Origin of the sequence: Endozoicomonas sp. ALC013 (assembly GCF_049310205.1) — a bacterium.
GTDB lineage: Bacteria > Pseudomonadota > Gammaproteobacteria > Pseudomonadales > Endozoicomonadaceae > Endozoicomonas.
This window is the reverse complement of sequence record NZ_JBLYNS010000150.1, coordinates 1-11,223: the sequence shown is the minus strand read 5'-3', so window position 1 is coordinate 11,223 and position 11,223 is coordinate 1. Positions and strand designations below refer to the sequence as shown.

The window sequence follows — 11,223 nt, the reverse complement described above, 5'->3', positions numbered from 1 at the left end:
GAACTCCCTTTGCAAGACTCCCAACTGCGCTTTTAAAGCAGTAAGCGCTGAATGCACAAAAAATTTCCATGTTAGACCGATATGTTGTAACAAATTCAACCCATATTGGCTCAGCTGGGCAAACGGACGAACCGGAGATTGGAGTAAACCTGACGTTACATATTTGAAATGCGCCTCATCATCATCATCATCATCAGAATGTACCAATAATTCTTCATTATTCATTAGCGCAGATCGTGTTGGCAAAGATAGTAGTGGATTTCGCTATGATACAGTAGATAAACTTTGCCAATCCAAAGGATGGGGTAAAGCTATTTACAGAATCCCTGATACCCGTACGCCCTGATTGTCAGGGTAACCACCGTGCCGAATCCGGCAAGTTCGTTTTCCAGCCGAAACATAGGTAAACATTATCATCCCCAACTTCGATTTTTCCACAAGCCCCTGGCGAGGCTGCCCCCTTCGAACCCGCTAAAAGTGAAAAGAAAAAAGACAGGTCCGTGCCGGAGGCCACCATTACTGTACTCACGACAAAAGACGAAAAGCCCGCTGGCTGCTGCAAGTGGCCTATGCTCGACTCAGCATCTTTTTTGTATAAAACACTGGATTTGTATTTTGCTCTGTAAGGGTATGTTTTTATTGCCATTGAGCCTAACAGTTCTGCGAGCTTTCATGATTTCCCACTACTAAAGGATTACCAACAGTAACCGGCCATAATGTCACTTCTACTACGTGAACTTTTTACTGATCCACGGGTCTACAAATCTGCGTGATGCCAGCTACCAACAAAGTTTTAAATCAGGAGTGTTATTATGGATCGAGCAAGTTGTTCAGATATTGCGCTTCATAATTACGCACAAGCTCCACGAAACGATACTGAATCGGGTGTAAGGCGGGATGGTCGGAGTTGTGGGACCAAGGTGTTTAAATGGATTGTCAGTCACCCTTTTCTGGCAGCAGTTGCAACCATAGGGTTGCTTGGGGCTGCGTCTGCTGGCATTTATGGCTTAACCCTGTTGGGTGCAGCAGCTCCTGTTGCAAAGGCGCTGTCTTCCCGAAATGTAACCACCGAAACCCTGGCCACCAATATCTCAACCACCGAAGCCCTGACCACCAAAGCCCTGACCACCAAAGCCCCGACCACCGAAGCCCTGACCACCAAAGCCCCGACCACCGAAGCCCTGACCACCAAAGCCCCGATCTTTAGATCAGAAGATGAGAAATATTTGAACTCTGAATGCAAGGCTCCCTGCGCTTTTAATGCAAAAAGCGCTGAATGCACAGGAAATCCCCGGGTTAATCCGTCATGTTGTCTAGGATCCCTCAACTCCTCATATTGGATGAGTCAGCCAAACGGACAACCCGTCAATTGCACAACAAAATCACAAGCATGTACCAATCAATCTCCATCATTGAGTGGTGAAAAAGGTTTCTTTCATTCAATGAAGGATTTTTGTCAACAAAATGGGTGGGGTAAAGCTATTTACAGAATCCCCTAATACCCGTAAGCCTTGGTTGCCAGCCGAAAAACCAGAGGCAAACATTAACATCCACATGTCGATGTGCTTCAAAGGGTGATGCATCAGCGAAAAGAAAAAAAAACAGGCCGTGCTGGAGGCCACCACCGTTGATGTGCGCAGGTCAAAAGACGAAAAGCCCGCTGGCTGCAGCAAGTGGCCGATGCTCGACTCAGCATCCTTTTATGTTCGGCAAATAGCTCAGCCATTCACCTCACAAAACCAAATTTTTATCCTCAATTTTCTGTCGTCCTCGCTACGGGGTCGCCCAGACGGGCGCTATTCTTGAACAGCCTCCTGCTGGATGAAGGATTACCAACAGTACCCGGCCAAATGTCGCTTCTACGTGAACTTTTTACTGAACCACGAATCTACAAATGCGCATGACGCCATCTACCAAATTTTTAAATCAGGAGTGTTATTATGGATCCAGCAAGTTGTTCAAATTTCGAGCTTCATAATTACGCACAAGCTCCACAAAACGATACTGAATCGGGTGTAAGGCAGGATGATCGAAGTTGTGGGACCCGGGCGTTTAAATGGATTGTCCGTCACCCTTTTCTGACAGCAACTGCAATCATTGGGGTAGTTGGGGTTGCGTCTGCTGGCATTTATGGCTTAACCCTGTTGGGCGCAGCAGCACCTGTTGCATCAGCGTTGTCTTCCCGAAATGTAACCGCCAAAGCCCTGGCCACCAATGCCTCGACCACTCAAGCCTCGACCACTCAAACCTCGACCACTCAAGCCTCGACCACTCAAGCCTCGACCACTCAAGCCTCGACCACTCAAACCTCGACCACTCAAGCCCCGAGCTTTTTTAGATCATATGATGAGGAAAAATTGAACGCCCTCTGCAGGAGGCACGATTGCACTTATTATGCAATAAACGCTACTTGTTCAGAAAATCACCGGATTAAAACGATATGTTGTGACGCACCCACCCCATATTGGAAGACCGGGTTTCTCGGACGAGACTACATTGTCAGTAACGGTAAGATTACACCTCTTAGCTGCGACAATGGTAAATCAGAACTATGTACCAATCATTCTCCATTATTCTATAGCTACAATAATATTTTAAATAGACTTGATTCAACTGATCGTTATTGTCAACACCTTGGTTCGGGCAACGCCATTTATAGAATCCGCTAATACCCGTATGCCCTGGTTGCCAAGGCAGCCAGTGTGCCGAATCCGGCGGGTTCGGTTTCCAACCGAAAAATCAGAGGCAAACATTAACATCCTCATGTCGATAAGCTGTAAAGAACATTGCATCACCGAAGAGAAAAAGCCTGAAGCGTAGCGTAAGCCGATGCCGATGGTCTTTCGCCAGAAGCTGGTTGAATTCAATAATGCTTTCCACCAGATGGGACGAATGAAGATTCGTCATAACGGCATAGAAGAAGACGACGTGATTGGTGCCATTACCCACAATGCCAATGCCGCCAATGTCAAAACGGTGATTCTGTCAACGAATAAGGATTACCGGCAGCTGCTGCATTCAGGTCGAATGGGTGAGTCGAAGAATTAACGATATTAACCGGCCAAAAGGTCGCTCCTGCGTGAACTTTTTACTGATTCACCGATCTACAATAGGGCATGACGCCATCTACCAAGTCTTAAAGTCAGGAGCATTATTATGGATCGAGCAGGTTATTCAAATCTTATTGAGCTTAAGAATTACGGTCAGGTTCCACAAAGCGATGCCGAATCGGGTGCGAGTCAGGATAAACGAAGTTTTGGAACCAGGGCGATTAAATGGGTTGCCAATCACCCTTTTCTGGCAGCAGCTACAGCCATTGGGTTGCTTGGGGCCACTTCAGGTGGTATTTATGCGTTAACCCTTTTAGGTGCAGCAGCTCCTGTTGCAACGGCGTTGTCTGCCCGAAATGTAACCCTTCCAGGTGCAGTAGTTCCTGATGTAACGGCGTTGTCTGGCCAAAATAAAACTTACAACACCACGACCACCAAAGTACCGACTACCAGACTAACGTCTACAGAAGAACCGACTACCGAAGAACCGACCTGTACAGCAGTATGCGTTACATGTACAGGAAATGATAAGGTTAATCCGTTATGTTGTAATGAACTTCTCCCACTACGCCGAGTGCGTGTCGCAACTTGGAAAAGCAATCCAGACGGAGTAGTTCCCGCTGATCGTTCTATAACGTGCTATCAAAATTCATCACAATGCACCAATAAATCTGGTTTACTCACAATCCCAAGTGACAAATATTCTTTCGGCGTATATCACAATTCGATGGATGCTTTTTGTCAAGACAAAAAGTGGGGCAGCGCTAATTATACAGTTGCAGCAGCGCCTGTTACAACGGCTTTGTCTGGTCGACATACAACCAACAAAAGACCGATCTCCAAAACCACGACCACCGAAGCCCTGACCACTAAAACCCCGGCCACCGAATCCTCGACCATCGGAGCCTCGATCACCAAAACCCCGACAACCAAAGACTCGACCACCAAAGACTCAACCATCGAAGACTCGACCAACAAAACCCCGACAACCGAAGACTCGACCACCAAAACCCCGACAACCAAAGACTCGACCACCAAAACTCCGACAACCGAAGACTCGACCACCAAAACCCCGACAACCAAAGACTCGACCACCAAAGACTCAACCATCGAAGACTCGACCACCAAAACCCCGACAACCGAAGACTCGCCCACCAAAGACTCGACCACCGAATCCCCAACCTCTAGACCGGGTTAATCCGATATGTTGTAACTCGAACAACAACCCATATTAGACGAGCTGGCCAAACGGAGAAACCGCCAGTGGCGGTTTTCGTTTGACATGCGATCCCTTCAGATCACCAGCATGTACCAATAAATCTCCATTAAGCAAAACAAGTCAGAGATCCCCTTCGTTATGAAGATCAATAATATCACTCTCCGCCTGACGACTATCATCGTTCCGGCTGGAAGCCAGCTGCTCCAGATAATGAGCATCAATATTACCGGCTACATAACAACCATCAAACACGGAGCAATCGAAATCGTCAATGGCCTGATTAAGAGAAGAAACCGCTTTCTTAAGATCATCCAGATCCTGAAAAATCAGTTTATCGGCACCGATCTGTTCACAAACCTCCTGATCCGTACGACCATGGGCAATCAGTTCTTCCCGGGTTGGCATATCAATGCCGTATACATTGGGATAACGAATGGCAGGAGCCGCTGAACAGAAATACACCTTTTCGGCCCCGGCATCCCTGGCCATCTCAATAATCTGCTCACAGGTGGTGCCACGGACAATGGAGTCATCCACCAGCAGCACATTCTTACCGGCAAACTCCTGATGAATGGCATTCAGCTTCTGCCGTACAGACTTCTTGCGAATGGCCTGACCGGGCATGATAAAGGTCCGGCCAATATAACGATTCTTAACAAAACCTTCCCGATAAGGCAGACCCAGGCGGGTTGCCATCTCCAGGGCAGAGTTTCGGCTGGTATCCGGAATGGGCATCACCACATCAATATCATGATCAGGCCATTCCCGGAGGATTTTATTGGCCAGCGTCTGCCCCATACGCAGACGGGACTGATAGATAAAAATACCATCCAGGCTGGAATCCGGGCGGGCCAGATACACGTACTCAAACATGCAGGGAGTCAGCTTACCGGGTACACACTGGAAAGTATGGAGCTGCCGCTGCTCATCAATATAAATGGCTTCCCCCGGAGCAACATCACCCACCAGCTCAAAGTCCAGGGCATCAAGGGCCACTGATTCTGAGGCCAGCATATACTCAGCACCGTTCTCAGTCTCCCGCTTACCGTATACCAGCGGCCGAATGCCATGGGGATCCCGGAAACCGACCATGCCATGACCATTAATCAGAGCCACCACAGCAAAGCCACCTTCACAGCGCTGGTAAACACCGGTTACTGCGTTGAAAATATCTTCTGCCAGCGGTTTATGCTTACCCTCTTTGGCCAATTCATGGGCAAAAACATTCAGCAGGATTTCAGAGTCGGAGTGGGTATTAATGTGGCGGAGGTCACTGGCAAACAACGACTGTTTGATATCATCCGCATTGGTCAGGTTGCCGTTATGGGCTAAAGCGATGCCATAAGGCGAGTTAACATAGAATGGCTGGGCTTCTGCTGAACTGGAAGTACCCGCCGTCGGGTATCGAACATGCCCAAGGCCGGAGCAGCCATTAAGCCGCTTCATATGACGGGTACGAAAGACATCCTTCACCAGCCCGTTATCTTTACGCAGGAAAAAGCGACCTTCATCAAGAGTCACCATCCCCGCAGCGTCCTGCCCCCTGTGTTGCAGCACAGTCAGCGCATCGAACAACAGCTGGTTAACATTCACCGTTGCCGAAATACCGACAATTCCACACATGCACTCATCCTCAGGATTGATCAGCTAATATCGTTATCGGAACTAATGATTAAAATTGCCTGTTCAATCACTTTAAACCCGTTTATCCCTGATAACGGAGAGCCTGAGATAATACGCTAAATCAGAGGATTACGAAAACCACAACTTCCCTTAAGATCAGCAAACTGCGAAAAAGTTTTTGCACAATACGGGTCAAGTAACTATGTTTAAACTAGTTCAATTAGCTAGAAATACCCGCCATGACAAAAGAATCAACCCAGATAACCGTTGGTATGCATGAAGCGAAAACCAGGCTCTCGGAATTAGTGCGCCTGGCTCTGGAAGAAAATGCCGACATTATCATCACCCAGCGTAAAAAACCGGTCATGCGGCTGGTGCCATATACAACAGCCGCAGATAACAGGGGGCATGGATTATTAAAGGGGAAGGTTGCTTACGATAAGAGCATTACCGATACGTCGGTCGAGGTGAATGACAGCTCTTATTCAGGAATCTCAGAGCCATGCCACAGGGCATCAAAAACACCCATGGAAACCCTGCGGGGATCGGTACTTTCCTATGATGACCCAACCACCCCCGTTGCCGATGAAGACTGGGAGGCCAACCATTGATCGTCCTTGATACCCATATCCTGATCTGGTGGCTGTCCGGCTGTCATAAACTTAGTACAGCCGCACGTAATGCCATTGAACAGGAACAGAAAAACAACGGTTGCCTGATAGTATCCACCATCACCAGCTGGGAGATCGCCATGCTGGTCAACAGAGGTCGACTGAATCTGACCATGGATCTGGACTCCTGGCTGGGATTGGCGCAGCAGGTGGATTCACTGCATTTCGAACCCTTAAGCAACAAAGTGGCCATTGAATCCACCCGATTACCTGGCCAGTTCCATAAAGACCCGGCAGACCGGATTATTGTCGCGCTATCCAGATCATTAGCCGCACCACTGGTAACTGCCGATGAGAAGATACTGACTTATTCTCATGTAAAAACCATCAGTTAGTCAGCTTTGCATCAACGGCCCCATAACATCAAAAACTGTCTGCTTGGACCAGTCAGCCAGCAGCATAAAATGGGGTAAAAGTACCGACTGCTGCCAGGCCTGATCCTGCTCCAGGGGAGCCAGCGTCATCAGGCCAACGAGAATCGTCACCAGTAAACAGCCTCGCAAACCACCAAACGCCATACCCAGAATACGGTCAGTCCCCGACAACCCTGTCGCCTGAACCAGTTCAGCAATAATACGATTAACCAGCGCACCGACCATCAGCGTTGCCACAAACAACAAGGCACAGGCGGCCATTACCCGAACAGATGGAGTGGCTATGTAATCAGTCAATCGCTCTGACAGGGCACCACCAAACGACCAGGCAACAAAAATAGCGGCCAGCCAGGTCAACAGGGAGAGAACCTCTTTAAAAAAACCGCGCTTTAAACTGATAAGCGAGGAGATGATAACAATACCGGCGATCAGCCAGTCGATCCAGGTGAAAGTCAATACCTAACTCCTTAACAAACAATGGAACCATGCTATGCTGGAAGCTGTCTAAATACACGATAACTCTGTGGCTGATCAATAATACAGCAAACACTCTCTTTAACGACAGTAAGATAGCGCAGCAGCTAGTACATGGTTTCAATGAGTTTGACGTGTACAACCTCCGTTCGCCCTGAGCGAAGTCGAATCTCCGCTCACCCTGAGCGAAGTCGAATCTCCGCTCACCCTGAGCGGAGTCGAATCTCCGCTCACCCTGAGCGGAGTCGAATCTCCGTTCACCCTGAGCGGAGTCGAAGGGTGCTTGGCACGATCTATCAGAGTCCGGCGTTTCCGCCCTTCGACTGGCCCTCAGGATGAACAGGGTGCACGGGTATTAAAGCTTTTCTGCACTGACTGAAATAATGGAGCCCTCCCCATGAAGGATTTATACCAGACAGACTTTTACAGCTGGACTCAGCAACAGGCAGAACTGATACGCAGTGGCCGGATAGCCGAACTGGATCTTCATAACCTTCTTGAGGAAATCGAGGGCATGGGCCGAAGTGACTATCGGGCACTGCAATCCCGTCTGACAGTACTGCTGATGCACCTGCTGAAATGGCAATACCAACCAGACAAACAACTCACCGGCCATAGCTGGGAAAGCACCATCAAAGAACAGAGAAAACAGATACGCCGACTGTTAAGGGCTAACGCCGGCCTGAAGTCAAAAATTCCTGAAATGTTGCCTCTCGCCTACGGAGATGCAGTGGAAGATGCTCATGATGAAACCGGGATACCCACCTCATCATTTCCGAACCTGTGCCCATGGCGGTTTGAAGAGGTGGTCGATGCCAATTTCAAACCCTGACCACCATTAAGGACAATGACTAATGAGTTGTCTGAAAATGACTTCCCTATTTTCATTCCCTGACTCCGTTCGGACTGAGCTTGTCGAAGTTCGGTGGCACGCCCCTTCGACAAGCCTCAGGGTGAACGGAAATAATAAACAATTCCTAAGCTGAGGGTTACTCATGCCATGAAATCACCTCAAGCTCTTCCATAGGTATCCTCAAAACGCTCAATATCATCTTCACCAAGATACCCGCCACTTTGAACTTCGATCAATTCAAGGTCAAACTTCCCCGGGTTCTCCAGCCGATGCACCGCTCCAATAGGAATATAAGTGGACTGATTTTCGGTTAACAAAACCTCTTTCCCATCAATTTCCACCATTGCTGTGCCCTTCACCACAATCCAGTGCTCAGCACGATGATAATGCTTCTGCAACGACAACCTGGCACCTGGTTTGACCATAATGCGCTTGACCTGAAAACGCTCACCCATATCAATGGCGTCATAAGCTCCCCAGGGCCGACAAACCTTCCGATGCAGATTCACCTCAGGTCGTCCTGCGGCTTTGAGCGACTCAACTACCTTCTTGACATCCTGCACCTGATCTTTATGCGCAACCAGAATGGCATCGTCGCTTTCTACCACGACAAGATCATTGACCCCAACCGTTGCAATCAGCTTTTTCTCACTGCGTACATAGCTATTGGTAGTATCCTGTAGCAGAACATCCCCCTGAACCGAGTTCCCCAGCTCATCCTGCTCAGAAATATCGGCAAGAGAAGACCAGGAACCAACATCAGACCATCCCGCATCCAACGGAACAACAACGGCATCCGTCGTTTTTTCCATCACCGCATAGTCGATAGAGTCATCCGGGCATGCCCTGAAGGCGTCTTCATCCAGCCGGATAAAATCAAGGTCAGGATTCTGAACCATCATCGCTTTTTCACAGGCTGCCAGAATATCTGGCCGGAACTGCTTCAGTTCTTCAAGATAACGGGAAGCTTTAAACATAAACATGCCGGAGTTCCAGTAATAATCACCAGAAGTCAGATAGTCCTGAGCAGTCTCCTGATCCGGCTTCTCAACAAACTCTGTTACAGAGTAGATAGTTGTCAGTGATGTGTCGTGAGCCGGGGATTCAGGCTCATTCGTTTTATCAGCTACTCCCTGATTACCAATTAACTTGTCACCCGCCTTGATATAGCCATACCCCGTTTCCGGATGGGCAGGCACAATACCAAACGTCACCAATTTACCTTCCATTGTCGTCGGCAACGCCGCCTCAACCGCCCGATGAAACGCCTTTTTATCCTGAATCACATGATCCGCCGCCAGCACCAGCAACACCGACTCTTCCTGATGATCTCCTTGCTCCAAAGCTTTTAAAGCCGCCAAAGCAACCGCAGGTGCCGTATTCCTGCCCACCGGCTCCAGAATAATCGCCTCGGCACTGCGCCCCATCTGACGAAGCTGCTCCGCCACCAGAAAACGATGATCCTCATTGGCAATCACCACTGGAGCGCCCGCAGCATCCAGACCATCCAGCCGGGCCACGGTATTCTGAAACATGGTCTGATCATTGACCAGTGGCAGAAACTGCTTCGGATACAGAGCCCTGGATTGAGGCCAGAGGCGACTGCCACAACCGCCGGATATTATTATGGGTATTAAGTTCATAGATGTTTTGGGTTGTGGGTTATGAGACAAGACTCAAAAATAAAAACAGTTTATATAAATTTTGAAAAGTGCAAATAATGTAGCTACATTACTACACAGTGAATTGTTAATAGGGCTAGTGGCATGAGTATAACGACCATTTCATCACGGACATTTAACCAGAATGTCACGGAGGCTAAGCGATCGGCGCTTAAGCGACCGGTATTTATTTCTGACAGAGGGAACGTCACGCACGTTTTGCTCAATATCGATCACTATAAAGAGATCACCCGCAATGCTGCCAATATTCTTGAACTGCTGGCTATGCCCGAAACGGAAGATACCGACCTGGAAGCGGAGCCTTTAAAAGACAACTTCCTGAAACCGGCAGATTTTTCCTGATGTACCTGCTTGATACCAACGTTGTTTCTGAGCTACGCAAATGCAGCACAGGCAAAGGCAGTCCTGCGGTAAGTCGATGGGCCGGATCCGTGGTACCGAATGAACTCTACCTTTCGGTGATCAGCGTTCTGGAAATAGAAATGGGCATCCTGTTAAAAGAGAGGAAAGACCCGCAGCAGGGTAAAGTGCTCAGAGCGTGGATGGACCAGCGAATGCTTCCCGCCTTTGAGGGGCGCATTTTGGTACTGGATACCCCGATTGCCCTACACTGCGCCCAGTTGCATATCCCAAACCCGAAGTCTGAGCGGGACGCAATGATTGCCGCCACCGCTATCATTCATCAAATGACCGTTGTTACCAGGAACATCAGGGACTTTGAACAGTCAGGTGCAAAACTGTTCAATCCTTGGGACTTTTGAACTGGGAATTGGAAATAGTTTTTTTCTGTGGAAGTCATGTTTCCCGGGAGTGGTTATCTTGTTTTTTTTTGATGGCGCTGATTAAGCCTGACAGCATTCTGAATAGCGTATCGACTTTCGCTAATATGGTACCAAGTGGATAAAAAACCAGCTCACCTCCGATAATACGCCAGGTAAAAATCATGAAACCCCGCACCCTGCGAGGACTTCAGACAGATATCGAGTGCTCATGGCGGCCTTTTTCTGCTTCCGCTTCAGACCAGCTTTAAAGGTTTTGGTATTGTTCAACATATTTAACTGCCATATGTCGAAAACCAGTGAGCATTTCAGCTGCATTGCCTCTTCTGATTCGACAATCATCTTCTCTCATTGCAACATCCATTTTCCATTCTGGCAGACAAAATAATCCCGAGCGTTTTCATTCCTTTCCAATCAAAAGAAAGATTAACGAATTCATCAAAGATATCACTGACTATATGAAGACGTGTTTCCATTCTACCATGGCTTTTCTCTTCG

The 11,223-nt window shown here is 48.3% G+C and carries 13 protein-coding genes; 9 read left to right on the top strand and 4 right to left on the bottom strand.

The annotated features are described in order from the left end of the window. Positions 1 to 225 (bottom strand): hypothetical protein (locus ACO6V1_RS19940; RefSeq protein WP_422468174.1); only part of this gene is annotated, 225 nt, incomplete at its 3' end. A gap of 587 nt (positions 226 to 812) precedes the next feature. On the opposite strand from ACO6V1_RS19940, the gene ACO6V1_RS19935 reads away from it, so the two are divergent. From ACO6V1_RS19935 to ACO6V1_RS19920, 4 genes are all read left to right on the top strand, one after another. Further along, positions 813 to 1,499 carry a hypothetical protein gene (locus ACO6V1_RS19935; protein ID WP_422468172.1) on the top strand — a complete coding sequence of 229 codons (687 nt, stop codon included), beginning with the start codon at positions 813 to 815 and terminating at the stop codon, positions 1,497 to 1,499. A 441-nt stretch (positions 1,500 to 1,940) separates the two neighbouring features. After that, positions 1,941 to 2,669, top strand: a complete 729-nt coding sequence (locus ACO6V1_RS19930) for a hypothetical protein (RefSeq protein WP_422468169.1) — start codon at positions 1,941 to 1,943, stop codon at positions 2,667 to 2,669. A gap of 160 nt (positions 2,670 to 2,829) precedes the next feature. Further along, entirely contained in the window at positions 2,830 to 3,048 is a 219-nt protein-coding gene (locus tag ACO6V1_RS19925; RefSeq protein ID WP_422445140.1) for a hypothetical protein, read from the top strand. A gap of 804 nt (positions 3,049 to 3,852) precedes the next feature. Further along, positions 3,853 to 4,248: a hypothetical protein gene (locus tag ACO6V1_RS19920; RefSeq protein WP_422445142.1), complete on the top strand. Its 396-nt coding sequence runs from the start codon at positions 3,853 to 3,855 to the stop codon at positions 4,246 to 4,248. Positions 4,249 to 4,389: 141 nt separating this feature from the next. Here ACO6V1_RS19920 and purF read toward each other — a convergent pair whose 3' ends face one another. Further along, positions 4,390 to 5,892: an amidophosphoribosyltransferase gene (gene purF, locus ACO6V1_RS19915; protein ID WP_422468167.1), complete on the bottom strand. Its 1,503-nt coding sequence runs from the start codon at positions 5,890 to 5,892 to the stop codon at positions 4,390 to 4,392. 239 nt (positions 5,893 to 6,131) lie between these two features. On the opposite strand from purF, the gene ACO6V1_RS19910 reads away from it, so the two are divergent. After that, positions 6,132 to 6,503, top strand: coding sequence for a type II toxin-antitoxin system Phd/YefM family antitoxin (locus ACO6V1_RS19910; RefSeq protein WP_422460124.1), 372 nt, complete (start codon positions 6,132 to 6,134; stop codon positions 6,501 to 6,503). Further along, positions 6,500 to 6,898, top strand: a complete 399-nt coding sequence (locus ACO6V1_RS19905) for a type II toxin-antitoxin system VapC family toxin (RefSeq protein WP_422445148.1) — start codon at positions 6,500 to 6,502, stop codon at positions 6,896 to 6,898. Before ACO6V1_RS19910 ends, ACO6V1_RS19905 begins: the two co-directional genes overlap by 4 nt. On the opposite strand, the gene ACO6V1_RS19900 is transcribed toward ACO6V1_RS19905, so the two are convergent. Continuing rightward, a complete protein-coding gene (locus ACO6V1_RS19900; RefSeq protein ID WP_422468165.1) occupies positions 6,899 to 7,393 on the bottom strand; it encodes a CvpA family protein in 495 nt (164 codons plus the stop codon). A 415-nt stretch (positions 7,394 to 7,808) separates the two neighbouring features. On the opposite strand from ACO6V1_RS19900, the gene ACO6V1_RS19895 reads away from it, so the two are divergent. After that, positions 7,809 to 8,243, top strand: a complete 435-nt coding sequence (locus tag ACO6V1_RS19895) for a DUF29 domain-containing protein (RefSeq protein ID WP_422468163.1) — start codon at positions 7,809 to 7,811, stop codon at positions 8,241 to 8,243. 179 nt (positions 8,244 to 8,422) lie between these two features. Here the strand turns inward: ACO6V1_RS19895 and ACO6V1_RS19890 are convergent, their stop codons facing one another. Further along, positions 8,423 to 9,907, bottom strand: coding sequence for a mannose-1-phosphate guanylyltransferase/mannose-6-phosphate isomerase (locus ACO6V1_RS19890; protein ID WP_422468161.1), 1,485 nt, complete (start codon positions 9,905 to 9,907; stop codon positions 8,423 to 8,425). Positions 9,908 to 10,030: 123 nt separating this feature from the next. On the opposite strand from ACO6V1_RS19890, the gene ACO6V1_RS19885 reads away from it, so the two are divergent. Together ACO6V1_RS19885 and ACO6V1_RS19880 are read left to right on the top strand one after the other, a co-directional pair. Further along, positions 10,031 to 10,288 (top strand): type II toxin-antitoxin system Phd/YefM family antitoxin, encoded by a 258-nt coding sequence (locus tag ACO6V1_RS19885; protein WP_422445154.1) that lies wholly within the window; start codon positions 10,031 to 10,033, stop codon positions 10,286 to 10,288. Further along, positions 10,288 to 10,707, top strand: a complete 420-nt coding sequence (locus ACO6V1_RS19880) for a type II toxin-antitoxin system VapC family toxin (RefSeq protein ID WP_422445156.1) — start codon at positions 10,288 to 10,290, stop codon at positions 10,705 to 10,707. The genes ACO6V1_RS19885 and ACO6V1_RS19880 overlap by 1 nt, the downstream gene beginning before the upstream one ends. Positions 10,708 to 11,223 lie beyond the last annotated feature (516 nt).

What these genes read in the sequence shown, in the direction of transcription:
- ACO6V1_RS19885 (WP_422445154.1), top strand. Translation starts at nt 10,031, where the DNA reads ATGAGTATAACGACCATTTCATCACGGACATTTAACCAGAATGTCACG.
- ACO6V1_RS19880 (WP_422445156.1), top strand. Translation starts at nt 10,288, where the DNA reads ATGTACCTGCTTGATACCAACGTTGTTTCTGAGCTACGCAAATGCAGC.
- ACO6V1_RS19890 (WP_422468161.1), bottom strand. Translation starts at nt 9,907, where the DNA reads ATGAACTTAATACCCATAATAATATCCGGCGGTTGTGGCAGTCGCCTC.
- ACO6V1_RS19930 (WP_422468169.1), top strand. Translation starts at nt 1,941, where the DNA reads ATGGATCCAGCAAGTTGTTCAAATTTCGAGCTTCATAATTACGCACAA.
- ACO6V1_RS19935 (WP_422468172.1), top strand. Translation starts at nt 813, where the DNA reads ATGGATCGAGCAAGTTGTTCAGATATTGCGCTTCATAATTACGCACAA.
- ACO6V1_RS19925 (WP_422445140.1), top strand. Translation starts at nt 2,830, where the DNA reads ATGCCGATGGTCTTTCGCCAGAAGCTGGTTGAATTCAATAATGCTTTC.
- ACO6V1_RS19895 (WP_422468163.1), top strand. Translation starts at nt 7,809, where the DNA reads ATGAAGGATTTATACCAGACAGACTTTTACAGCTGGACTCAGCAACAG.
- ACO6V1_RS19910 (WP_422460124.1), top strand. Translation starts at nt 6,132, where the DNA reads ATGACAAAAGAATCAACCCAGATAACCGTTGGTATGCATGAAGCGAAA.
- purF (WP_422468167.1), bottom strand. Translation starts at nt 5,892, where the DNA reads ATGTGTGGAATTGTCGGTATTTCGGCAACGGTGAATGTTAACCAGCTG.